The following is a 25,946-nucleotide window of genomic DNA, read 5'->3' as shown; positions in this document are numbered from 1 at the left end:
TCTGGCACCACAGGTATTACCGGGGCTACAGGTATCACTGGTGCAACGGGTATTACCGGAGCCACCGGACCTACCGGCGCAACGGGTATTACTGGCGTAACGGGTAGCACTGGAGCTACCGGACCTTCTGGCACCACAGGTATTACCGGGGCTACCGGACCTTCTGGCGCTACGGGTATTACTGGAGCTACTGGGCCTACCGGCGCCACAGGCATTACAGGTGCAACTGGTCCTACTGGCGTGACAGGTGTTACTGGTGTCACTGGGGCAACTGGAACAGGTGGTTTTACAGATACTGCACTTTATGCTGCTAATAGTTCTGGACCTACCATTGTTACTGTAGCCGGTGGAACGAATATTCCTCTGCCAAACTTTCAAAACATTACTGGTTTTACGGCAAACGGCACAAGTACTGTTTTTACCGTTCTGCAAACTGGTAAATATTATATTACGTATCAAGTCAACACCACTACAGCTCTTTTGATTAGTACACGTTTGCTTTTAAATGGAGCAACTACTATTTCTGGTTCTGTTCAATCACCTGTTATCTCAACTTCATTTATCAACAACACTGTTATTGTTAATTTAACAGCTGGAAGCACTATTTCACTGCAGTTTTTTGGGGCAGTTGTCACAGCTATTTTAGTTGGCGGGGGCGGTGCTGCAGGAGCAGCCTTGACCATTATACGGCTAAGCTAAACGAAAAAAGAAAGGCTTTTTCAGCCTTTCTTTTTTATGTCTTCTATTACATTTATACACTGTTCAATATCATCAGATTGCAAAAGGTGAAAAACAGATTGGATGATTGAAAACTCTAAATTCCACCATTCTAATAACTGCAGTTTTTCGATTATTTCGGATGAAAATCGATATTTCATGAGCTGCTGGGGATTTCCTGCGGCTATTGCATATGGAGGCACATCTTTTGTGATCACACTATTTGCTCCTATCACAGCCCCGTTGCCTATACATACTCCGGACATAATCGTCGCACCATATCCAATCCATACGTCATGTCCAATATGAACATCCCCCTTCGATTTTGGGTGTCCTTTAATATGTGCAGCTTCTTTGAAAATTTGATTAAATGGATACGTTGTGACCCAATCTGTACGGTGTTCCCCGCCTAGAAAAATTTTCACTTCGTTTGCGATGGAACAAAACTTCCCAATATGTAATGTCGTTCCTTCCCCCCATGTCAGCACTTGGAAATCTGGTCCGGCATAAGAAAAGTCACCGATATTGTACGAGCTTAGTTCACTTCTTTGATTCAAAAACATAGAAGATCCGGCCTCCTTAAAAGTGATAGATCTTCGTATGTATATGCTACTTTACGCCTTCACATTATGATTGAACAAGCGCTACAATTTGTTTTTTCTTCCATACGAGCTGATAGTAGCTGTATTGGAGGAGTAAGTTCACAAAGAACGCAGCAGGGTAGCCAATCCATATTCCCTTAATGCCGAGGGATGTATAATGTGATAGCACATAGGCGACTGGTACTTCTACAAGCCAAATGGAACAAATACTAAAGATCGTCGGCCAAAGAACTGTCCCGCTTGCTCTCATTGTGGCTGCAACAATTTGGGCCGTTCCAAAAATGAGATAGCTCCATAGTGTAATGACAACCAAACTATAGGCAATGTCTATCGTCTTAGGATCTGTTAAAAAGATAGATAAAATCTGCGGTGCAAAAATATAAACGAAAATAATGATACATCCGCCTATGGCGAAGTTAAGTCCTAACCCAATTTTAATGACATCTTTCAGTCGATTCATATTCCCTGCACCAATGAATTGTGCTGCAAAGATTGAGACCGCAATGCCAAGACTCACTGCCGGCATCTGCACATAACTCACGACTTGATTGACAACACCATAGGCAGCTGTCGCCTGTGATCCATAATCGTTGACGAAAGAAATAACGGCAATTTCTGATAAAGAAATAAGGATCATATTAATGCTTGATGGGATACTGAGCTTTAATAACGTTTTTAATAGATCCCCTTTCATCAATAAATGCTTTCTCACCGATGCATCAATACGAAGTGGATGTTTTGTCTTATATAAGTAGATATGTAGAATGATAAACGTCACAATTGTTGAAATCACTGAAGCATACGCAGCGCCATATAAGCCGAACGCCGGTAGTCCCAGCCAGCCAAATAATAAAATGGGCAGCATCAGAATATTCGTTGCCGTACTAATCATTAAGAAATAAAAAGGTGTTTTCGAATCCCCTGTTCCCCGCAAGAATGTTGTATAAACAAAATAAAGAAATAAGATCGGCATTGAGATGAATAAAATTCTGGCGTAAGCCGCACTTTCCTCCACGATATTAGCAGGTGTTCCCATGAGGTTTAAGATGTCTGTTGCGAAAAAACCTCCAATGATCGCTAAAGAGACGCCGATCAAAAAAGTGAATGAAAGCGTTGTGCCAATGATTTCTTTTAATTTCTGTTCATTTTTTGCTCCATACGCCTGTCCAATAAGGATCGAGCTTCCCGATCCAATTCCAATGGAAAAAGAAACGAGCAAAAAGAAAAGCGGAAAGAATGCAGAAATGGCAGCTACTGCATCCTCTCCAATCCATCTTCCGACAAGAACAATGGACACTAACTGTCCGATCGATTGCAAAATATTGCTTAGCAAAAGCGGGATGAGAAAAATGGACATGGTTTTTACTAAAGATTGATTGTTATCTAACGTCATGATGGTTCTCCTTCTCTCTCTAAATCTAAAGGTTCTCAGCTAATATGCTGACAATACGGTCTTCTATCTCTTTCCCTTTTTCGTCATCAACAAGGTGATTTAACAAGATGGAAAAAGCGAGCGTTTTTCCGCCCTGCGTGTCAATATATCCAGAAAGTGTGCTGACCGTTGTTAACGACCCTGTTTTTGCACGTACTTTTTCTAGTGTAGCTGGTTCTTTCAATCTGTTCCTTAACGTGCCCCCCACCATTCGTTCACTCGCCCCTGCTAAAGGGAGCGCATGTTCATAGGTTTTAAACCATTTTTCCTTTTGAATGTTTGTCAAAAATAAAGTGAACTGGTTAGCAGAGACAAGGTTAATAGGTGATATCCCCGATCCGTCACGCAAAACTGCAAGCGAAGGATCGATGCCAAACGCAGGAAGCCGTTCATTCATGACGTCCAGCCCAGCTTCAAAGCTCCCTTTGTTCTTCACTTTTTTGCCTAGTTCCTTTAGCAAAATTTCTGCATGTGTATTGTTGCTTAATTTCATCATAGGAACGAGCAGCTCTGATAATGGCATCGATGTATGGGAGGCGATTTTTTTGGCTTTTTTAGGAACTTGTTTTGCTTTCAGTGGTCCTTTTACTTGAATGCCTTCCGCCTTTAACGCTCGTTTCATTAAGTCTAAAGCATAGGCGGCCGGATCCCATAAAGCGACCCATTGTTTAGATGAGCTTGCTTTAACCGGAATGGTCCCAGTTAACGTAATCTTGTTGGTTCCGTGAGAACGCTTAAAAGAGATTTTCTTTTTTCCGCCTTCAGGAACTGTTTTCACTTGATTGATGACTTGAGCGACATCCGTCTTCGGGATCATCTCATATGCGGCTTTCTGTCCTGCTTTTTTTCCTGGTTTTACTTCGAGAATTACGGTCCCTGCATCATAATCTTGATTCGGTGAAGCCGTGAGAGCAGAAATTTGTGCCCCGTAATATTGATCCTCATCACTCCAAGGCAGATCAATGGAGTATCTCGTGTCATCAAACCAAGTGTCATCTGCTGCAAGCTGTCCGCGAATGCTATGTATTCCGGCCTTTTTGACTTGTTTGGCAAGTGCTGCAAAATCCTTCTCTAATAAAGTCGGATCGCCGGTGCCGCGAAGATAAAGGCTGCCATGTAACGTTTTCTTTTGAATGGAACCATCCATCCAGATGTCTGTAGGGAATGTGTGTGTTTCTCCAAGTATATCAAGTGCGATGGCTGATGTGAGCAGTTTCATATTAGAAGCAGGAGTAAGACGAATATCGGCTTGATGTTCATAAAGAAGAGAGTTGTCAGAAGTATCGCGGACGCTGATGCCAGAGATCGCGCCCTCTAAATCAGGTGCTGTTCGTATGAGTTCGTCTAAAGCGGTCATCCAAGCCAGTGAATCGTCACGAGCTGTGAGCTGTTCATCTTTCGCTGAAAAAGGAAGAAATAAAATCGACAGGATACATATTTGTAAAAACATGAGCTGTGAAAAACGCTTCACGTAATCCCTCCTTATTGTAGCCGCCAAATTTAGAAGAATATGTTCATTATACACAAAAGAACGTTTGTTCTCAAAGGTTTTTTAAACAGAAAAGTCAGCTTTCTTTGACGAAAACTGACAAGCCCTTTACCTGTTTTCTGGATTCCAACCATCGGCTCCTCCAAGAACTGCTTGAACCGTGATCTGACTTGCTTCGTTATTGGTTAAAATAGTTGACCATTTTACGCGGTTTGCTGGACTGCTCCCTGCTCCTGTCGATCCAAATTCTTTATACCTAGCCGTTCTTTCGTTGTCACGGTTATCCCAGTTATGCCATCCCACTGCTTTTATATGGTCATCCATTTTTGTATGGAGGAATGTCACAGCCGAATAAGGTCTCCACGGACGTCCTAAATAAACCGATTGCGCAGCTGCCGTTCCCTTTTTCAACGTAGAATCTATGAATACGTAACCGTACCTTTGTGCTTCTGTTGTGGATGCTGCAGTAATATACCCATTTCCAAGGCTTTTTATTTCAGCTCTTTTAAACACAGCGGTGGCTGATCCAAAAATAAAATCGACCGTGCCCTCGATATAGCAGTTTTCATAATATTGCCGCCCTGTGCCTGTTGCATAAAGTGTATCTTGATAGCCTAACACACGTATTTGTTTGAACACAGCCCGGTCGCCAGACACATACAGCGCCACCGCCTGACCAGCATGTCTGCCAGCTGTATTTTGGAAGGTAATATTTTCTGCATAAAAATCGTTTGCACGAATCATTGTGCTTGAGCTATTGGTTGTACTCCCAGTGCTTGCATTTGTGTCATCATACGTAAGGATCGTCTTGTGCTGGTTTTCACCGATAAAAGATACGTGTGGTTTATTTTGCGGAAGCAAAATTTTTTCTCTATATACGCCATTTTTAATATAGATCGTTGCCCGCTGTTGATTGTTTGCTGGAATCGCATCAATGGCAGACTGAACGGTGCGGTATGCCCCGCTTCCCTTTTGATCAACGACAAGGACGCGGTTATGCCCTGCTTCAGCTGCTTGAAGTGAAGCTGGGTCAAAAAGAAATAGAGACAAGACCATGATAATCCATACGTTTCTATATTTCATCACATATCTCCTCCTCATTTTGTGAACGTTTTCATCAAACATTCTTTTTGATCCTATTCCATACACGCGCAAAAAAACACCCACGTTTTTATGTTGTGGATGTTTTTTTAGACTTTTCATATTGCATCGCATAAATCCCTTCATTTTCAATCCATTCACAAAAGAGAACGTCTCGATAAGAGGAAATATGCTGCTTTTTTAATTGATCACTCAGCCAGGATTCATCAAAGCCGGCTTCTTGTAAATCATCTTTTAAAATTTCGCCGTCAATAATAAACGTTCTAGGCAATTTCACTTCTTTTCCCTTCACGTTCACATCTTCTGCTGTGGCTGGTGCGTATTTCATTTTCGGAAGAACACTGACAGAGCCGTCAGTTTCCAAAATGGCATATTCAATTTCATTCAGGGCAAAATGGCCTTTTGCGCGAACCAGTGTCTGCAGCTGATTGATATCAAGCATATTCTTCTTCAACCGGTTGTAGTGAATCTTCCCCTTATCAATCACAAGCGTAGGTCTTCCTTCTAAAAACGCACGAATGGACTTAAAGCGCTGTGAAAGCCATTCAACTGTATATATGAGAACGCCCCATACCGCAACAGCAAATAAAATGTGCTGAATCTTGACTTCTGGGTCAAAAATGGCGTTTCCGACCATTTCGCCTAAAATAAGTGCAGAAATGAAATCAAACGGTGTGATTTGTGCAAATTGTGTTTTTCCTAATAATTTTGTAATTAAAAATAAAGCAAAAAATCCGATGAAGAGTTCAGTCAAAATATTAACGAACGGCACAAAAGTTCCTTCCTTTCTTACTGCATTTATAACAGCATATACATGAAAGGAGGGATCTAAACGTGTTCGTCATTTCCATCAATGCATCATTCTTCATCTCTATCTCCAATACATAAAAAGCCATGACCACACTTCGGTCATGGCTTTTCTTTATATTGTAACACCCTTTGTTTGACCTATTTTGGCAGAACCGAACTCCCCATTAAATAACGGTCTACCTCGTGCGCCACTTGTCTGCCTTCATTAATTGCCCAGACAATCAAGCTTTGCCCGCGTCTTGCATCTCCCGCTGCAAATACGCCTTCTACATTTGTTGTATATTCCCCATACTTTGCGTCAATGCGATTGTTTTTGCTGTCCACGCCAAAGTGTTTCACAAGCGGCTGTTCAGTTCCCTCAAAACCAATTGCAATAAAGACGAGCTGAGCAGGCCATACCTTCTCTGTCCCTGGAATCTCATGAAATTCAAACTTCCCTTGTTCGTTTTTCACCTTTTCCATTTGAATGGTATGAAGCTCTTTTAATTTCCCATTTTTATCTGCCACAATTTTTGTGGTTTGAATTGAATATTGACGCGGATCTTCTCCGAATTTTGCTTGTGCTTCTTCATAAGCATAATCCAGTGAGAAGACATAAGGCTGTTCTGGCCACATGTTATCCCCTACACGTGTATCTGGAAGCTTTGGATGCTTCCCGAATTGAACAACACTTTTTGCTTTTTGGCGAAGTGCAGTTGCGACGCAGTCAGCGCCTGTATCTCCTCCGCCAATCACAATCACATCTTTCCCTTTTGCGTCAATAAAGTTTTTGTCTTTGAATCCTGAATCAAGCATGCTTTTCGTTGCGAGTGTTAAATAATCCATTGCAAGGTGAATCCCTTTTGCTTCCCTGCCTTCAATTAACAGGTCACGCTGCTTTTGTGCACCTGTACAAAGGATAACCGCATCAAACTGCTCTTTCAGTTCGTCGGCAGTGATATCCACGCCGATTTCTGTGTTTGTCACAAAGTCAATGCCTTCTTGTCTTAGCAATTTGACTCTTCGCTCGACCACTTCTTTGTCGAGCTTCATATTTGGAATCCCGTAAGTCAGCAGTCCGCCAAGGCGGTCAGAACGCTCGAACACTGTAACAGCGTGTCCTGCTTGGTTTAATTGATCAGCACTTGCAAGTCCTGCTGGTCCTGAGCCGACAATGGCAATTTTCTTCCCTGTACGGCTTGAAGGGATCCTTGGCGTGATCCATCCATTTTCAAAACCTTTATCAATGATCGTGCGTTCGATATTTTTAATCGAAACAGCTGGATCATTAATAGCGACTGTACATGAACCTTCACAAGGCGCAGGACATACTCTCCCAGTAAACTCAGGGAAATTATTTGTTTTTTGCAGTCTTTCGAGCGCTTCTTTCCATCGTCCGCGATAGACCAGGTCATTCCACTCTGGAATTAAATTGTAGATCGGGCAGCCAGACACGCCGCCCCTGATCTCCATACCAATTTGACAAAACGGTGTTCCGCAATCCATACATCTAGCGCCCTGCTTCTTCAATACGTCATCTGTATAAGGAGCTGAATATTCTTTCCAGTCATTTTGACGAGTGAGAGGGTCACGTTCATTTGGCTTTTCTCTTTTATATTCCATAAAACCTGTTGCTTTGCCCATTGTCCTCTCCCCTTTCTTAATGAGCGAGGGCTGCTTTTTGCCCGTTTGCCGTTTCTTGATTTTTCGGTTTTGTATTTGCTTCAAAGGCAAACATCACCGCTTCTTCATGACTGAGGCCCGCTTGTTTTTGTTCTTCGATGCTTTGAAGCATCATTTTGTAATTTCTCGGAATGACTTTGATGAATTGATCCTTTTCTTGCTCCCAGTCTTCAAGAAGTGTTGCTGCTTTTGAGCTGTTTGTATAATCAAGGTGTTCCTTGATCATTTGCTTCACTTCTTGTTCTTCTTCATGATCTGTGAGCTTTTCAAACATGATCATTTCCATGTTACACATTCTTTTGAACTGTTTTGCATCCGATGTATGGATGTAAGCCACACCACCAGACATACCTGCACCAAAGTTTTTCCCAACGTCTCCTAAAATGACGACACGTCCGCCAGTCATGTATTCACAGCCGTGATCTCCGATTCCTTCAACAACCACATGTACACCTGAATTACGAACAGCAAATCGTTCACCAGCACGTCCGTTAATATAAGCTTTTCCGCTAGTTGCACCGTAAAATGCGACGTTTCCTACAATGACGTTTTCATGTCCATTTTGTACAAAATGATCAGAGGTTTTAACAGCAATTTTGCCTCCTGAGAGTCCTTTGCCGATATAGTCATTTGAATCACCTGTTAAATAGAGAGACATACCCTTTGGCACAAATGCGCCAAAGCTTTGTCCAGCTGAACCAGTGAATCTTAGTGTGATCGTATCCTCTGGCAAGCCCTCTTCCCCGTAGCGCTTAGACACTTCACTGCCAGTGATGGTTCCGGCCACACGGTTGATATTGCGAATGCTCAATGATAGATCAACTGGTGTTTGATGATTCAGCGCTTCTTGTACATAAGGAAGGATTTCATTCATATCCAGCGATTCATCAATTTTATGATTTTGCGGTGTTCTGAATGTCCGCGCTCCTTCTGGCTGATAAAGCAGTGTTTCAAGGTTTAGCTGCCCTGCTTTCCAGTGAGCTTTTGCTCGTTCACTGACCGCTAGGACGTCCGTGCGACCAATTAATTCATCCATTGATGTAAAGCCGAGTTCTGCTAAGATTTCTCTTACTTCCTCTGCAATAAACATCATGAAGTTCACAATGTGATCAGGGTTACCCATGAATTTTTTGCGAAGCTCTGGATTTTGTGTGGCAACACCGACCGGGCAAGTATCTAAATGACATGCTCTCATCATTACGCAGCCCAGCACGACAAGTGGAGCTGTCGCAAAGCCATACTCTTCTGCTCCTAAAATCGCAGCCATGACAACGTCGCGGCCAGTCATTAACTTTCCGTCCGTTTCAAGAACAACTCTCTCGCGAAGACCGTTTAGCACAAGGGTTTGATGCGCCTCTGCCAATCCAAGCTCCCAAGGAAGTCCTGTGTGTTTAATACTCGTTTTCGGTGAAGCTCCTGTACCGCCGTCATAGCCGCTAATGACAATGACGTCTGCAGTTCCTTTTGCTACACCTGCTGCGATCGTGCCAACGCCTGCTTTAGATACAAGCTTGACACTGATGCGTGCATCACGGTTTGCGTTTTTCAAATCATGAATCAGCTGTGCCAAATCCTCAATGGAATAAATATCATGATGCGGCGGTGGTGAAATTAATCCGACACCTGGCGTAGAACCACGTACATCGGCCACCCAAGGATACACTTTATTTCCTGGAAGCTGTCCGCCTTCTCCCGGCTTTGCCCCTTGCGCCATTTTAATTTGCAATTCATCTGCATTGACTAAGTAATGACTTTTCACACCAAATCGGCCAGAAGCGATTTGTTTAATGGCGCTTCTGCGGTCATCACCGTGTTCATCTACTGTAAAGCGGGCAGGATCTTCTCCGCCTTCTCCGCTGTTACTTTTACCGCCAATTCGGTTCATCGCAATCGCAAGTGCCTCATGCGCTTCTTTACTTAAAGATCCAAATGACATAGCACCTGTCTTAAAGCGGCGCACGATGGATTCAGCAGATTCAACCTCTTCCAGACGAACCGGCTTTTGTTTTGGCTGAAATGCAAACAAATTTCTGAGGAAGCCGATTCTTTCTTCATCCGCTGCCTTTGTATATTGTTTAAATAGGTCGTAATCTTCATTACGGCATGCCCACTGGAGCGTATGGATCGTTTTTGGATTAAAGGCATGGTGCTCTCCATTTTTTCTCCACTGGAATTCACTGCCTGATTCAAGTGTCTGGTCAGTTGCTGCTTGGTACCCTGCTTCATGACGAAGTTTTGCCTCATGAGCAATGGTGTCAAGATCAATCCCGCCAAGCTGAGAAGCTGTTCCTGTGAAATACTCTTGAATGACGTCTTCACTAATCCCGACTGCTTCAAAGATTTGTGCGCCTCTATAGCTTTGCACAGTGGAAATCCCCACTTTGGACATGACTTTGACGACACCTTCTGTCACGCTTTTACCAAACTTTGTAACAGCTTCATCAAAGCTGATCGAAATCGCTTCGTCTGCAATTAGCTGTTTGTACGTTTCATAGACAAGGTAAGGATGGATCGCATCTGCCCCATAGCCAATCAGTGCGGCAAAATGATGAACCTCTCTCACCTCTCCAGATTCAACGATCAGACTGACCTTTGTCCGCAGACCTTGACGCACAAGGTGCTGATGAAGTGCACTTAGCGCAAGAATTGGTGGAATTGGTACTTTTTGTTCTGTCATTTCACGATCTGAAAGGATTAATAAAGAGACACCTTCTCTAATCGCTTTTTCTGCCTCTTCAAACATCGCATCCAGTCCGCGCTTTAAATCATCGGTGAAAAGTGTATGAATTGTTTTGCTTTTAAAGGCATTATGAACAATTGTTTTCAAGCCGTTAAATTGTCCGCTCGTTAAGACCGGAGTATAAAGTTTAATTCTTCGGCATGAATATTCATTCGGATGTAAAATATCGCCTTCGGCACCTAACCAAGTCATGGTTGATGTCACCAGCTGCTCACGAATGGCATCAATCGGCGGGTTCGTGACTTGTGCGAACAACTGCTTAAAATAAGAAAACAGAGACTGCGCACGATCTGATAACACAGCAAGCGGTGTGTCACTTCCCATTGAACCAATTGGGTCCTTGCCTTCCTCTAGTAAAGGAATTAAATACTTTTGAATGTCTTCGTACGTATAATGGAACGCACGCTGACGTGTCAACAAATCATCCATTATACTAGAATTTTCTGAATTTTCTTCCGAGCGATTGACGTGGACCATTTCTTCATCGAGCCATTTTTGATAAGGAAGTTCATTTGCAATGGTTGATTTCACTTCTTCGTCAGAAATAATTCTTCCTTCTTCTAAATCAATGAGTAGCATTTTGCCAGGCTCAAGACGATCTTTATACTTCACATCTTCTTCATTTGTGTCAATTACGCCGACCTCAGAAGAGAAAATGATATGATCATCATTCGTGACATAGTATCTAGCCGGTCTTAATCCGTTTCGGTCTAAGATGGCCCCGATTTGTTTACCGTCCGTAAAGGAAATCGCTGTTGGTCCATCCCATGGCTCCATGAGAGAACTATGGTATTCATAAAATGCCCGTTTCTCTTTTGACATGTGCGTGTTTTCCGTCCAAGGCTCAGGAATCAGCATCATTGCTGTATGAGCAGGTGTACGGCCTGCAAGCACAAAGAATTCAAAGGCATTGTCTAAAATGGATGAATCACTTCCGTCTGCATTCAGCACTGGCAAAATCTTGTCTAAATCGTCTCCGAAGGCTTCAGATACGAATTGTTGTTCTCTTGCTCTCATCCAATTGATGTTTCCTCTTAATGTGTTGATTTCTCCGTTGTGAATTAAGTAACGGTTTGGATGGGCTCTTTCCCATGTAGGAAATGTATTTGTACTAAATCTTGAATGAACAAGTGAAAATGCAGAAACAAATGTTTCATCCTGTAGATCAAGATAAAAAGCATCGACTTGATCTGATGTTAAAAGCCCCTTATATACGATGGTTTGACTCGACAGGCTGACAAAGTAAAATTGCTTTTCCTCTTTTGTTCCCCAGTTCTCAGCCTGTTTACGGATGACATATAATTTTCTTTCAAATGACAAACGATCTGTGATGTTGTCGTTTGCTCCGATAAAGACCTGCCTCACAACCGGACAGCTCTTCGCTGCGACAGTACCAATTTTCCCAGCATCGACAGGAACCGTTCTCCAGCCGATTAATGTTTGACCTTCTTGTTTAATGAACCCGTTGATTTTCTGTTCGATGGCTTGACGCGTTTTTTCGTCATCATCTTTTGAAAAGAAGACCATTCCTACCCCGTAACGGCCCTTTTCTGGAAGTGCAAATTCTTTGCAGTTCTTTCTAAAGAAAGCGTCTGGCAGCTGTACCATTAAACCGGCACCATCACCTGTATACGGATCACTGCCTTGCCCGCCGCGGTGATCAAGCTGGCACAGCATTTGTAATCCCTTTTTGACGATGCTATGTGTCGCCTCCCCTTTTAAATGGGCGTACAGTCCGATTCCACATGCATCATGTTCAAATTCAGGACGGTAGAGACCTTGTGGTTGTGGTAGTTGATTATAAGTCATCGTTTCTCTCCCCCGTTTAAAAGATCCGTTTTTCACAGTAATAAAATCTCACAAACTCTGTAACTTATTTTAAGTTTTCAAATTGATATAAACAATATATAATTTAGATCAAAACAATCTCTTTTTGAGATAGATGGGTGTGAAGTGCAAAAATGGAGCTTCGTCAGTTACGTTATTTTGTAGAAGTCGCAGACCGTGAACACGTGTCAGAAGCGGCTGAAAACTTACATGTTGCCCAATCTGCCATCAGCCGGCAGATTGCGAATTTAGAAGAAGAACTTGGAGTGGCCTTATTCGAACGAGAAGGACGAAATATCAAATTAACGAAGATCGGCAGACAATTTTTAGATCATGTCAGAACTGCACTCAAAGCCATTGATTACGCAAAAGAGCAAATTGATGAATACTTAGATCCGCACAAAGGGACGGTAAATATTGGCTTTCCTACAAGTCTAGCAAGCCAAGTGCTCCCTTCTGTCATCTCCGCTTTTAAGCAGGAATATCCAGAGGTCGATTTTTTACTTCGTCAAGGATCCTATAAGTTTCTCATTGAAGCCGTTAAAAATCGTGATATCGATCTCGCCTTCTTAGGACCTGTACCGACAAACGATTCTCAAATAGAAGGAAATATTTTGTTTTCTGAAAGCATTTATGCCCTTTTACCGGTTAGCCACCCCTTTAGCGGACAAAGGAGCATTCATTTAAGTGATTTAAGAAAGGATCATTTCGTGTTATTTCCTGAAGGGTATGTGCTGAGACAAATTGCGGTTGATGCTTGCAAGCAGGCAGGCTATGAGCCTACCATTTCATCTGAAGGAGAAGATTTGGATGCCATAAAAGGTCTCGTATCGGCAGGTATGGGCGTTACCTTATTACCCGAAAGTGCCTTTTATGAAACAACACCGCGATTTACAGTGAAAATTCCGATCGATTTTCCTCAAGTGAGAAGAACGGTTGGCATTATTGCATCTAAAACGCGAGAAATGTCTCCTTCTGCCCATGATTTTTATGTGTTTGTGAAGGATTTCTTTTCTAAAATTGAACAATATAAATAATTCACTAAAACAAGACATTTCATTTGTAGAAATAATCCCTCTTTGTATATGATGGGTTACAGAACAAAAGACTATATGGAAGAAAGGTATTTGTATGAAATCAATTTTATCATTTTTAAAGCCGTATCGGCTGTCCGTTGTGTCCATTGTTATTCTCACCTTTTTAAGCAGTATGCTCCAGCTGTATTTACCGACGTTAACAGCAGATATCGTTGATGTCGGAATCGTCCAGGGAGATATTGCTTACATATGGAAGGTTGGCGGCTGGATGGTGGCTTGTTCTTTACTCGCCATTTTGCTCACCATTTGGAAGTCTTACTTGTCATCAAAGACAGCACTAGGCTTCGGCCGTGATATGAGAAGACAGCTGTTTGTGCATGTCGAACAATTTTCATTAGAAGAATTTCAAAAGATCGGCACGTCTTCCTTTATTACAAGATCAACAAATGATGTGAAACAAGTCCAAGATGTGACGATCATGATTTTACAAATGATGACGCGGGCCCCGCTTATGCTTGTGGGCGGAATCATTTTGGCTGTTTCCAGGGATGCTGTCCTGTCTCTTATCTTTTTAGCAGCCCTCCCCCTTCTTGGCGGATTTATTTATTTGGTGTCAAGAAAAGCCATTCCGCTATTTGGCCAGCTTCAGAAAAAAACAGACCGGCTGAATTTAATTATGCGAGAATCTCTTTCAGGCATCCGGGTCATTCGTGCATTTAACCGTGTGGATGATGAAAAGCAGCGATTCCAAGAAGCTAACACGTCCTATAAGGATACTGGGCTTAGAGTCAACCGATTAATGGCTTACTTGTTTCCATTTATGCTGATCATCATGAACTTCACGAATATCGGTATTGTCTGGCTCGGGGCAAACCGAATTGATGCCGGAGAAATGGAAGTTGGGAATCTCATTGCCTTCATTCAATATGCGATGATGATTTTAATGGCACTGATTATGCTGTCGATGAGCTTTATTATGGTTCCAAGAGCACAAGCATCAGCTAAACGTATGAATGAAGTGTTAAACATGGAACCAAAGATTAAAGACAAAGAAGTGTCTATGACTGAGCTTCACGAGCCCGCGCAATCCATTCGCTTTGAGGATGTGTCATTTTATTACTCAAATGCAGAGAAACCGGCCGTTCAAAACATCACGTTTGAAGCCAAAACTGGCGAAACAACAGCCATTATCGGAAGTACGGGTTCTGGGAAAACTACCCTTCTCCAGCTGATGACGCGCTTTTATGAAGTGACAGAAGGCCGGATTACACTGGATGGTGTAGACATTAGAGAGCTGCCACAGGAGAAACTGAGAAACCAGATGGGCTATGTCTCGCAAAAAGCTGTTTTATTCAGCGGAACCATTGCCGAGAATGTGCGCTTTGGCAATCAGGATGCAAGCGATGAAGACGTCTGGCAGGCGCTGCGAACTGCGCAGGCCGAGGAATTTGTTTTGCAAAAAGATGGCGGAATTGATGCAGAAATTGATCAGGGTGGTTCCAATCTATCGGGCGGCCAAAAGCAGCGGCTTTCCATTGCAAGGGCGCTAGTGCGAAAACCATCATTCTATTTGTTTGACGATAGCTTTTCAGCACTTGATTACAAAACAGATGCAAAGCTGCGGGCATCATTAGAAGCAGAAAAAGCACATGCAGCCCTCATCATTGTCGCTCAACGAATCAGCACAGTGAAGCATAGTGATAAAATCATTGTACTTGATGAAGGGAAAATCGCAGGTATCGGAACACACGAACAATTAATAAAGGATAATCTTGTGTACCAAGAAATTGTCGCATCACAGGAAGGTCAGGAGGTGAGCGAGGATGAGTAAGAAAATGTCTTCCGGCATGGGCCATAAAGGCGCCCACCCTAAAGGGCCAGCCGCAAAACCGAAGGAATTTAAGAAAACACTGCTTCGGTTGACAGGCTATTTAAAACCAAGAAAATTTCAGCTGATCATCGTCTTTATTGCAGCAATTGGTTCAACTGTCTTTAATGTCATTAGTCCAAAGCTGCTTGGGGATGCCACCTCTTCCCTATTTGACAGCTTTACGAATGGAACAGCTGTTCGATTTGATGTCATTTCACGAATACTTTTGCTGCTTGTCGTCCTGTACGTCGTTGCTTCTCTCTTTTCATTCGTTCAGCAATATGTCATGGCCGGTGTCTCTCAACAGACCATTGCTGAATTACGCCAGGAAGCAAATGACAAGCTCACACGTCTCCCCCTTCGTTATTTTGATAAAACAACCCACGGGGACACACTAAGCCGTGTGATGAATGATATCGATAATATTAATACATCGCTTCAGCAGGCGCTCACCCAAGTGATTACATCTGTTATTACAGTCATTGGAATTGTCGTGATGATGCTCTTCATCAGTCCGCTGCTTACGCTGCTTGTTTGTTTGACGCTGCCACTCAGCCTGTTTGCGATTCGCGGCATTACGTCATTTTCACAAAAGCATTTTAAAGCGCAGCAAAAAGAGCTTGGGAAGATCAATGGCCATATTAATGAGATGTTCACAGGTCATCAGACAGTCCGTGCGTATGGCTACGAAAAGAAAGCGATCGATACATTTGATCAATTAAACGAAAAGCTATATGAATCCTCAAGGAAAGCGCAGTTCATTTCTGGTTTAATGATGCCAATGATGACCTTTATCGGGAACCTTGGCTATGTGGCAGTCAGTGTAGCCGGCGGGATTCTTGTCATTAACGGGAATATTCGTGTCGGGGATGTGCAGGCGTTTATCCAATACACACAGCAAATGTCTCAGCCGCTTGTGCAAGCATCAAGCGTCGCAAACTTAGTTCAATCAGCGATCGCTTCTGCTGAAAGGGTCTTTGAAATCCTTGATGAAGAAGAAGAAAGTACCGAAGAAGATGCGGCAATTGATCTTGCATCACTCTCAGGTGATGTGAGCTTTGAACAAGTTCAATTCGGATATGAAAAAGATCAGCCGATTATTAAAGATTTGAATTTAGATGTGCAAGAAGGACAAACGGTTGCCATTGTCGGACCAACAGGCGCAGGAAAAACAACCATCATCAATCTTTTAATGCGTTTTTACGAATTAGATCAAGGCTCCATACGCATTGGCGGTGTCAAAACAACTGATCTCAGCCGTCAGCAAGTACGAGAATTATTTGCGATGGTTCTTCAGGATACGTGGCTCTTTGAAGGAACGATTTACGACAACATTGCCTATGGCAGACAGGACGTTTCCAAAGAGGATGTCATCAAAGCCGCCAAACATGCCTATGCGGATGATTTCATCCGTACACTTCCAGATGGATATGACACACTCTTAACAGAAGATGCCGGCAACCTTTCACAAGGTCAGCGCCAGCTGTTAACCATCGCCCGTGCTATTTTATCTGATCCAAAGATCTTGATATTAGATGAAGCAACAAGCAGTGTGGATACACGGACAGAGATGCATATTCAAAAAGCAATGAATGAATTGATGAAAGGCAGAACGAGCTTCGTGATTGCACACAGACTTTCAACGATCAAGGATGCAGACCTCATTTTAGTCATGAAGGATGGAAGCATCATTGAAAAAGGATCGCACAGCGAACTTTTAAAACAAAAAGGATTCTATGCAGATTTATATATGAGTCAATTTGCCGAAAATCAAGTTGGTTAACATCAAAAAGAGGGTAAACACGCATGTCACATGCTGTCTACCCTCTTTTCAATTGTTACCTGCTCGCTTCTTCACTTTTACACTGAGCTTCGTTATATACTCTGCTTCATCTTTAGACATGAGCGAATGAAGTAAATACTCCTCAAATACATCTCCATCCAGCAACATGCCCTCTTTCTCGATTTCATCTAATAAATGTGAATAAGCAGATTCAATCTCATCATATGTTCCTTGATCATATATCACCGCATAGATCCCGCCAGGTTTTTTCACTGCCCCCGGTCCATCCATTCGGCAGAACAGCTGATCTGACTGATGATAGCGGCGCTTACGAAACTGTTCCTTTTTTAAGACAGAACCATTTGCCGCAGCCCCTTTTATGCCAACTTCCTTTAAAAATTTCCCTACAATACGCGATATTTCTTCTACAGGTGTATTTAAGTCGATCGGGTTTGAAGCACTTAGTATGACTGGTTCTTCTGGCAGCTCTTGAAACAGGACCTCCCCTATTTTCACAGTTGATAATTCATGCGTTGTCTCGATCACCCGCATAAGAAAAGCTTGGATATCTTGCAGTTTTTCAATCTCTTGTTTGACCTTTTCTACTTGGTCGGCCGCCAGGCTTTGCAGTCTCTCGCGAGAAGGTTCTGTGAAATATTGTTTTAACTCTTTGATCGGAAATTGAACAGCCCGCAAGGATTGAATCGCAATAAAATGGTCAAATTGCTCAAGTGTATAGTAACGGTAGCCATTTTCATGAACACCAGCCGGCTTAAATAAATCGATTTTATCATAATACAGAAGCGTATCCTTTTTTACATCAAATAGCTTGGCAAATTCTCCAGTGAAAAATGTTTTTTGCACATCATTGATCATGATGAAGGCTCCTTTCTTGACTATGGAGTTACTCCATCCTTTATCATAACATGCAGAAACACCATTACGCAGGGAAAGGATAAGAAAATGAACAAAATAACTCAACATGAAGTGACATTAGCACATGCAAATAAAGAAGATTTCCCTTCTATGAAAAAAGAGCTTCAGAAAGCTTTTACAGCTGGCGTGATCGATGCATTCGGCGATGCGCAGGATGGTCCGATTCCTCCAGATGAAGTGATTGATGAGTCTTTTCATTCCAATGACCACATTGTTTATCATATTATGCTAAATGGTGAAAAGGCAGGCGGCGTTGTTATCAAAATCAACCAAGAGACACATCACAACTCGGTTGATTTGCTATACATCTCATCATCCTCTCACGGCCGCGGTATTGGTCAAGCAGCATGGAAAGCCATCGAGGCGCAATATCCAGAAACAATTGTATGGGAGGTTGTGACCCCATATTTTGAAAAACGCAACATTCATTTCTATGTCAACAAGTGCGGCTTTCAAATTGTTGAATTTTATCACTTACACCATCCAGACCCAAACGCACCTCGTGAAGCAGATCAGGCCAATGAGACTCTAGCACCTGAGGAATTTGAATTTTTTAAATTTGAGAAGGTGATGAAGAAAAACGGTTCAAACGGATGATAACGAGCATTTCTTTAAGATAAAGTTAAAAACACTACCTCATAAAAAGGTAGTGTTTCTTGAATCTTTTCTAGCTTCTAATCTGACCGTCGCCACATAGAAGCAGCTTAGTTGTCGTGAGTGCAGGAAGTCCCATTGGCCCTCTTGCGTGGAGTTTTTGAGTCGAGATGCCGATTTCAGCTCCATAGCCAAGTGCGCCGCCGTCTGTAAAGCGAGTCGATGCGTTATGATAAACAGCCGCCGCATCGACTTCGTTTAGAAACGTGAGTGCATGTTTTTCATCTTCTGTCACGATGGCTTCTGAATGCTTTGTGCCGTACTGATCGATATGGCTGATCGCTTCCTCGATTGAATCGACTACCTTCACTGCAAGATCAAGACTTAAATACTCATCTGTCCAATCCACTTCCCCAGCAGGAACCGCATCTGAAAAGTAAGACTCTGCTGCCTGATCGCCATGTACAGTGACACGGTGCTCCTGCAAAGCTTCATTTAATGAGACTGCATTTTCTTTCAGCCAATCGCGATGAATAATCAGCGTCTCAAGTGCATTACATACAGCCGGACGATTCGTTTTCGCATTGATCACAATCTCAATAGCTTTTTTCACATTCGCGGTTTGATCAATAAAGATATGGCAGTTTCCTGTCCCTGTTTCAAGCACTGGAATAGTGGATTCCTCCACCACTGTTTTGATTAAGGAAGCTCCGCCTCGCGGAATTAACACATCGATCCATTCTTTTAGTTGAAACATCGCCTGAACCGATGAACGGTCTGTTTGTTCAATCAATTGCACCGCATCACGAGGAATTGTTGTTTGATCCAATGCTTCATGAATCACACTGACAATGGCTTTGTTGGAAGAAATAGCGGAGGAACCGCCTTTTAAAATCACTGAGTTGCCTGCCTTTAAGGCAAGGCCTGCTGCATCGACAGTGACGTTCGGTCTCGCTTCATAGATCATCCCGATCACGCCGAGCGGTACTCTTCGGCTTTTCACATGTAAGCCGTTATCAAGAGTCCATTCATCCAATATTTCTCCAACAGGATCCGTTAATCTCGTCACGAGCCGCAAACTTTCAGCAAACTCATGAATTCTTTCTTCATTTAACATTAACCGATCTAAGAGTGCCTCTGAGAAGCCCTTTTCTTTCCCAGCATTTAAATCTTTTTGATTCTCCTGTAAAATGAAGCGGCTTTTTTGCTCTAACGCTTCTGCCATTTTAAGCAGCGCGTCATTCTTTTCCTCTGTCTGAAGTAAACTTAGTTTTTTTGAAACGTACTTTGCTTTTTTCGCTTTTTCTTTGACCGATGTGACAACTTCAGCTGTCAGTGTCATGGAATTCCTCCCTTTTGGTTAACAAACTGGAATCGATAAATCTAAATGACAAACAAATGCTTCAAGATCGACGACATGAACGATTTCATCTTGTAACAAGTCACTCTTACGTGCGAGTTCATCTGACGCATAATTCACAATGCCAAGCCCTATTTCTCTTCCATCTTGATCTAAAATACGGACGACATCGCCTTTTTTAAATGAACCTTTCACACTGACAATCCCATCAGAATCAAGACTTCCCTCTCGGTGCATGAGAAATTTCTGTGTTTTCTCTTGAACCAAGATCTCACCTTTTGGTCCAGAATGAAAGGCAATCCACTGCTTCTTATAGTTCAGCGGCGCTACATTTTCGTCAGCGGTAAAATAAGTCCCGTCCTCTGTCCCATTGATCGCTTTGTCTAAAATGTGAGGCGTATCTGCTTTTCCTAAAAAGCCATTGATACCTGCGGCCATTGATATTTTAAAAGCATCGAGCTTTGATTTCATTCCGCCTGTACCTATGCTGCTGCCTGCGTCTCCAGCAGCTGCTTCGATGTCTTCTGTAATGTCAGTGACTTCAAGAATTCTCTTCGCATTTGGATTTGTATGAGGATTATCTTCATACAAGCCATCAATATCAGATAAAATGGCAAGGAAATCCGCATCAATTAAGCCAGCTACTTTTGCAGACAATGTATCGTTGTCTCCAAACTTCAACCGATTGATCGTCACTGTATCATTTTCGTTAATAATGGGGATGATGCCTCGATCTAATAACACATTCATTGTGTTGCGCACATTTTGATAGCGCGTTTCATCAGAAAAATCACTTCTTGTGATTAAGAGCTGTGAGGCAATATAACCGTGTGATAAAAATAAAGTAGAATATGATTCCATTAAAAGCCCTTGCCCAATTGAGGCAGATGCCTGCTTTTCCGGCAGTGTTTTCGGTCTATCGATAAATCCTAGTTTTCGGTAACCAGCTGCAACCGCACCAGATGAAACCAAAATGACTTCGTGTCCTTCATCTTTCAGTTTCACAATTTGATTGACGAGGTTTTCTAGTTTTTTCAAACTAATCTCACCTTGAAAGCTAGTAAGAGAGCTGCTTCCGATTTTCACAACAATTCGTTTTCTCTCTTTATTTGCGTACACCTTATCACTCCTGCATCTGAACTCTATTTATATAGATACTTTTTGTTTTTGCTGATTGCTTATCTCTTTTGATCGATTGGCAGCATGTTTGACAGCCTGCTTGATCGCTTCTCCTCCGCCAAAATCATCTAATGCATTCAGTCCAGCAGCAGTTGTTCCATTTGGTGACGTAATTTTCTCTCTTAGGACTGAAGGATTTTCCTCTGTTTCTTGGAGCATTTTTGCCGCACCGAGGAGTGTCTGCGCGCCAATTTGGCGAGACAATTCCTTTGATAAACCTGCCTCTTCTCCTGCTTCTTCGATTCTTTCCATTAAGAAATAAAAGTAGGCGGGCCCGCTTCCAGCAATTCCAGTAAAGATATCCATTTGCTCTTCCTGAATGGTATAGACTTCGCCCATTTCAGATAAAAGAGCCTGGCTTATGCTCATATGATCGTTTTTCACGTAACGTCCAGCCGATAAAGCAGTCGCTGATGCGCCGATCGTACTTGAGGTATTTGGCATGACCCTTATAACAGGCTGACCTTCGTGCAGCATGTCTTCAATATACGATAGCTTAACACCTGCAAGGACAGACATGATAAGCTGATCTGGCTGAATACGAGATTTTAATGATTCCAGTGCTGCTTCAGCATCCTTTGGCTTCATGGCCAGGATCAACATATCCATTTCTTCAAAAGGAAATGAATCCATTGCGGCTGTTTGAATTCCGTATTGTTTCGTTAATTCTTTCAATCGAAGTTGATTTTGTCTGTTTGTTGCGTAGATTTGCCCTAGCGGCATCTGTCCTGATCGCACAATCCCTGCAATCATTCCTTCCGCCATAGAACCTGCTCCAATGAAAGCAACTTTCTTTTGATCAATGATATTGATCCTCTCCCTTGTTCGCTTTTTGTTCGCGTTTTTCACACGTTAGTTATCGTAACATGATGAGAAATCGTGTCAAGAAAGAGCCAGCGCTTTTCAAAAGTCCCGAATGCATGGCGGACAGCTTGCTGTAAGTATGTTAGCCGTGTTTTTCAAATTCAGCGATTTAGATCAAAAGAACTATGATCATTTGAATCATAGGACCCTTTCGTTCGACTGAATTCCCCATTTTATTTTTGGTTTCGGTGACTTCAATTCTATTTTTTAGAAAGCGCTCTCATTTTAATCACTTTCTATTTTCCTATTTGGTGAATGTGCTTGAATCTTTCGATTAGACTATTGACATATTTTAGAAAACATGTCCGTTGAAATGATATTTTACTGGTGATACCGTGAAAGAGAAATCATGTGAAAAAGGAGCGTTCATAATGAAAGTGAAAGAAAACTATATCAATGTGATTCCAATGAAAGAAATCCGTTCTACCGATGACCTTCTTTTCCCATTCTCTATTTACAATGAGCTGCGTGCAGAAAGTGATATTAGATATGATGAGACAAGAAAGTGCTGGGATCTCTTTCGATATGCGGATATCCAGTCTGTTTTAAAGCAGCCTAAAGTGTTCTCTTCACAGCGGGGAAGAAGCACGTCTAAAACAAGTATTTTAACGATGGATCCTCCAAAACATACAAAGATGAGAGCGCTCGTGAATAAAGCATTCACTCCAAAAGCGATCAAACAATTAGAAGATAAGATCAAAGACCTGACACATGATCTATTAAATCAAGTCAAGGATCAACGTACGTTTGATATCGTGCAAGATTTAGCAGCTCCCCTGCCAGTGATGATCATCGCTGAGCTTCTCGGTGCAGAGGTGCAGGACAGAGAGCTGATTAAAAAACATTCTGATGCCCTTGTGGCAGGTGCTAAGGATGAATCAAAAGAAGCCATTCAGGCTGTTGTAGATATGCAAAAACGCGCTGAAGAAGAGCTGTCCATTTATTTTGCTCATCTGATCAAAAAACGAAAAGAAACGCCTGCGGATGACTTGATCTCGCTTCTCATTCAAGCTGAAATCGATGGAGAGCGTTTAACCGAGAATGAACTGCTTGGCTTTTGTATTCTATTACTTGTTGCAGGCAATGAGACAACGACCAATTTAATAACCAATGCCGTACGACTGCTGACAGAGCAGCCGCATATCGCTGAATCCGTTCGACAGGACCCCTCTCTTATTCCTCAATTGACTGAGGAAACATTGCGGTATTATCCGCCTGTTCAAGCCATTGGCCGAATCGCCGCAGAGGATGTTGAAATTGCTGGCGCACGCATTGAAAAGGGAGACTACCTCATCGGCTGGGTTGCTTCAGCAAATCGGGATGAACAGAAGTTTGAAGATCCAGATACGTTCCGGCTTGATCGGAAATCAAATCCGCATATGAGCTTTGGGTTTGGCATTCATTTCTGTCTCGGTGCACCGCTTGCCCGGCTTGAAAGCAACATTGCGCTTGACGTTTTACTCCATACGTTTCAAGACATCACCTGCGCTGCAGATCAGCTAAAACCTATTCAAAGCACGTTTGTGTTTGGTGTGAAAGAATTTCCTGTACAAGTCACCCGTTTTTAAAAGTCCCTTTTTCAGGGGCTTTTTTTCATTTTCTTCAATTCATCATCTCTTTCTTACCTTCCACCTCCGAACATGCTAAAATAAAGTCCATACAAAGCGATAACGGAATGCAGAAAGGAAGCCGAAAACTCATGACCGATTATACAGCGATGAAAGACGGAATATTCAAATCAGTTTGTTCGTTAGATTGCCCGGATCAGTGCGGTCTTTTAATACATAAAGAAAATGGAAAGATCGTGAAAGTGCAGGGAGATCCGGACCACCCTGTCACACAAGGAAACATATGTAACAAAGTGCGTAATGTCACAGCCCGTTTATACGATGAAAAAAGACTGACCACTCCTTTAAAACGTGTTGGTAAAAAAGGCGAAGCACAGTTTTCGCCGATTACGTGGGAAGAAGCCATTGAAACCATTCGTCAAAAATGGACAAAGCTGATCGAAGAAAAAGGGTCAGAAAGCATTCTGCCTTACAGCTTCTATGGGAACATGGGCAATCTCAACGCAGAAGGAATGGACCGCCGCTTTTTTTATCGTCTTGGTTCAAGTCAGTTAGACCGGACGATCTGTCAGTCAGCGGGAACGACTGGCTATAAATATACAATGGGTGCAAGCATTGGGACAGACCCTGAAGACACCATTCATACGAAACTATTTATCTTTTGGGGCATCAATGCCGTATCGACCAATATGCACCAAATCACATTGGCACAAAAAGCGCGAAAGCAAGGAGCTAAGATTGTCGTGATTGATGTTCACAAGAACCAAACCGGCCGGATGGCAGATTGGTTCATTCCGCTTCGACCTGGTACTGACAGTGCGCTTGCCCTTGGCATCATGCATGTCCTTTTTAAAGAGGAACGTACAGATGAAGCCTTTTTAGAGACCTACACGGTCGGTCATAAAGAGCTGCGCGAGCATGTGAAGCAGTATGATCCAGACACAGTTGAGCGAATCACGGGTGTCCCTAAGGATGACATCATGACACTAGCTAGAATGTACGCTGAGACATCACCATCTCTCATTCGCATTGGGAATGGTTTGCAGCACCATGATAATGGCGGGATGAGTATTAGAACCATTTCCTGCCTCCCTGCCCTGACTGGTCAATGGCTGCACAAGGGCGGCGGCGCGATGAAATCAAACTCTTCTTTTCTTAGCTATAATGAAACAGCTCTTCAGCGGCCGGATTTATTAAAAGAACGCACACCTAGATCATTTAATATGAACCAGCTGGGAAGTGTGCTGACAAGTGCAGAGCCTTCCGTTGATTCTCTCTTTATCTACTCGTGCAACCCAGCAGTTGTAACACCTGAAGCGAATAAAGTCAGAGAAGGTTTGCTGAGAGAGGACTTATTTACAGTGGTTCATGATTTATTTCTAACAGAAACAGCGGCGTATGCAGACATTGTCCTGCCGGCGACATCTGCCTTTGAAAATGAGGATTTCTATACATCATATTGGCATCATTATATTCAAATTCAGGAGCCAGTGATAGAACGCTACGGAGAAAGCAAATCTAATACTGAAGTATTCCGCCTGCTAGCTCATGCGATGGGTTTTGAAGATCAAGCCTTCCGAGAGACAGATGCTGAGCTCATGGAACAAGCTCTTCATCATCCAGAAAATCCGCATTATGAGGACATTTCATACGAAGCATTAAAAGAAAAGAAATGGATCAAAGCAAAGCGTGGAACTTTCGAGGAATTAAAGCTTCAAACCCCAAGCGGAAAAATTGAGCTTTATTCTGAACAAATGAAAAAAGACGGGTATCCAGCACTTCCAACCTATGTGCCCCTTTATCAGGAAAGCGATTATCCGCTTACCTTTATACCGGGGCCTAACCATAATTTTCTGAACTCCACCTTCTCACTTCATGAAAAGCATCAAAAGCTTGAGAAATTTCCAAAGCTTCACATGAATGAACAGGATGCAAAGGAAAGAAAAATTGAAGATGGTGACATGGTGCGTGTGCTGAACGATCGAGGAGAGTGTGAGCTTGTCGTGTCAGTCGGTCAAAATGTATTATCTGGTGTGGTGGTCAGTCAAGGATTATGGGCAGATCAAAAAGGCAAAAAGCATTTAGTGAATGGATTAACACCTGATCGATTGGCAGATATGGGCGGCGGCGCGACGTTCTTTTCTGGCAGAGTCGAAGTTGAAAAATTATCTTAGAAAAAGTAAAAGCCAGCAAAAAACTGCTGGCTTTCAGATTGTTGACAAAGGGCTAAAATAATCTTGATTTTAGCCCTTTGTCTTCTTTTCAGCGTGATAGAAAACCTTTGAAGTCTAGGAAGCTCGAGCACTGGAGCGGAGCGAATTTGACATTCGTGAGCACCAGCGCGCAGAGCTAACAACGAATGCGAGGGTTTGTCT

General features: G+C 42.6%; 18 protein-coding genes. 7 read left to right on the top strand and 11 right to left on the bottom strand.

Annotation, left to right across the window (positions count from 1 at the left end):
* Positions 1-699, top strand: a 699-nt coding sequence (locus AC20OE_RS09625) for a BclA C-terminal domain-containing protein (protein ID WP_487268810.1), incomplete at its 5' end; no start/stop codon positions are given.
* A 20-nt stretch (positions 700-719) separates the two neighbouring features.
* Here AC20OE_RS09625 and AC20OE_RS09620 read toward each other — a convergent pair.
* The 7 genes from AC20OE_RS09620 to gltB all read right to left on the bottom strand — a co-directional run bounded on the left by AC20OE_RS09620 (position 720) and on the right by gltB (position 12,362).
* Entirely contained in the window at positions 720-1,280 is a 561-nt protein-coding gene (locus AC20OE_RS09620; RefSeq protein ID WP_039179171.1) for a CatB-related O-acetyltransferase, read from the bottom strand.
* 64 nt (positions 1,281-1,344) lie between these two features.
* Positions 1,345-2,712, bottom strand: a complete 1,368-nt coding sequence (locus tag AC20OE_RS09615) for an MATE family efflux transporter (protein ID WP_044333002.1) — start codon at positions 2,710-2,712, stop codon at positions 1,345-1,347.
* A gap of 25 nt (positions 2,713-2,737) precedes the next feature.
* A complete protein-coding gene (gene dacB, locus AC20OE_RS09610; RefSeq protein WP_268503143.1) occupies positions 2,738-4,222 on the bottom strand; it encodes a D-alanyl-D-alanine carboxypeptidase/D-alanyl-D-alanine endopeptidase in 1,485 nt (494 codons plus the stop codon).
* A 126-nt stretch (positions 4,223-4,348) separates the two neighbouring features.
* On the bottom strand, positions 4,349-5,323 hold the full coding sequence (locus tag AC20OE_RS09605; RefSeq protein WP_268503144.1) for a pectinesterase family protein: 975 nt from the start codon (positions 5,321-5,323) through the stop codon (positions 4,349-4,351).
* Between the two features lie 88 nt (positions 5,324-5,411).
* Positions 5,412-6,113 carry a DUF421 domain-containing protein gene (locus tag AC20OE_RS09600; protein WP_099663427.1) on the bottom strand — a complete coding sequence of 234 codons (702 nt, stop codon included), beginning with the start codon at positions 6,111-6,113 and terminating at the stop codon, positions 5,412-5,414.
* A 176-nt stretch (positions 6,114-6,289) separates the two neighbouring features.
* Positions 6,290-7,774: a glutamate synthase small subunit gene (gene gltD, locus AC20OE_RS09595; protein WP_039179183.1), complete on the bottom strand. Its 1,485-nt coding sequence runs from the start codon at positions 7,772-7,774 to the stop codon at positions 6,290-6,292.
* A 16-nt stretch (positions 7,775-7,790) separates the two neighbouring features.
* Positions 7,791-12,362 (bottom strand): glutamate synthase large subunit, encoded by a 4,572-nt coding sequence (gene gltB / locus AC20OE_RS09590; protein WP_099663426.1) that lies wholly within the window; start codon positions 12,360-12,362, stop codon positions 7,791-7,793.
* Positions 12,363-12,514: 152 nt separating this feature from the next.
* On the opposite strand from gltB, the gene gltC reads away from it, so the two are divergent.
* The 3 genes from gltC to AC20OE_RS09575 all read left to right on the top strand — a co-directional run bounded on the left by gltC (position 12,515) and on the right by AC20OE_RS09575 (position 17,070).
* Positions 12,515-13,417, top strand: a complete 903-nt coding sequence (gltC, locus tag AC20OE_RS09585) for a glutamate biosynthesis transcriptional regulator GltC (protein WP_034280677.1) — start codon at positions 12,515-12,517, stop codon at positions 13,415-13,417.
* 94 nt (positions 13,418-13,511) lie between these two features.
* A complete protein-coding gene (locus AC20OE_RS09580) occupies positions 13,512-15,248 on the top strand; it encodes an ABC transporter ATP-binding protein (RefSeq protein WP_099663425.1) in 1,737 nt (578 codons plus the stop codon).
* The gene (locus AC20OE_RS09575; protein ID WP_099663424.1) at positions 15,241-17,070 is read left to right on the top strand and encodes an ABC transporter ATP-binding protein; all 1,830 of its coding nucleotides are present in this window, start codon (positions 15,241-15,243) and stop codon (positions 17,068-17,070) included. Before AC20OE_RS09580 ends, AC20OE_RS09575 begins: the two co-directional genes overlap by 8 nt.
* Positions 17,071-17,118: 48 nt before the next feature.
* On the opposite strand, the gene AC20OE_RS09570 is transcribed toward AC20OE_RS09575, so the two are convergent.
* Positions 17,119-17,946: a MerR family transcriptional regulator gene (locus AC20OE_RS09570; protein WP_099663423.1), complete on the bottom strand. Its 828-nt coding sequence runs from the start codon at positions 17,944-17,946 to the stop codon at positions 17,119-17,121.
* An 87-nt stretch (positions 17,947-18,033) separates the two neighbouring features.
* Here AC20OE_RS09570 and AC20OE_RS09565 point away from each other — a divergent pair, with 87 nt between their 5' ends.
* Positions 18,034-18,603: a GNAT family N-acetyltransferase gene (locus tag AC20OE_RS09565; protein WP_099663432.1), complete on the top strand. Its 570-nt coding sequence runs from the start codon at positions 18,034-18,036 to the stop codon at positions 18,601-18,603.
* A gap of 70 nt (positions 18,604-18,673) precedes the next feature.
* On the opposite strand, the gene AC20OE_RS09560 is transcribed toward AC20OE_RS09565, so the two are convergent.
* Genes AC20OE_RS09560 through proC form a run of 3 tightly spaced genes read right to left on the bottom strand, consistent with a single transcriptional unit; the run spans position 18,674 to position 21,952 of the window.
* Entirely contained in the window at positions 18,674-19,942 is a 1,269-nt protein-coding gene (locus AC20OE_RS09560) for a glutamate-5-semialdehyde dehydrogenase (protein ID WP_099663422.1), read from the bottom strand.
* Positions 19,943-19,960: 18 nt separating this feature from the next.
* Positions 19,961-21,079: a glutamate 5-kinase gene (proB, locus tag AC20OE_RS09555; RefSeq protein WP_099663421.1), complete on the bottom strand. Its 1,119-nt coding sequence runs from the start codon at positions 21,077-21,079 to the stop codon at positions 19,961-19,963.
* 27 nt (positions 21,080-21,106) lie between these two features.
* A complete protein-coding gene (gene proC, locus AC20OE_RS09550; RefSeq protein WP_257218390.1) occupies positions 21,107-21,952 on the bottom strand; it encodes a pyrroline-5-carboxylate reductase in 846 nt (281 codons plus the stop codon).
* A gap of 422 nt (positions 21,953-22,374) precedes the next feature.
* Here proC and AC20OE_RS09545 point away from each other — a divergent pair, with 422 nt between their 5' ends.
* Together AC20OE_RS09545 and AC20OE_RS09540 are read left to right on the top strand one after the other, a co-directional pair.
* Entirely contained in the window at positions 22,375-23,571 is a 1,197-nt protein-coding gene (locus AC20OE_RS09545; protein WP_099663419.1) for a cytochrome P450, read from the top strand.
* 131 nt (positions 23,572-23,702) lie between these two features.
* Complete coding sequence (locus AC20OE_RS09540) at positions 23,703-25,745, top strand: molybdopterin oxidoreductase family protein (RefSeq protein ID WP_099663418.1); 2,043 nt, start codon at positions 23,703-23,705, stop codon at positions 25,743-25,745.
* The last annotated feature ends 201 nt before the right edge of the window (positions 25,746-25,946 follow it).

The sequence above is a fragment of the Bacillus sp. SRI_025 genome (genome assembly GCF_057592095.1).
Note: the sequence above shows the minus strand (reverse complement) of the source record. Positions and strands in the feature narration are given on the sequence as shown.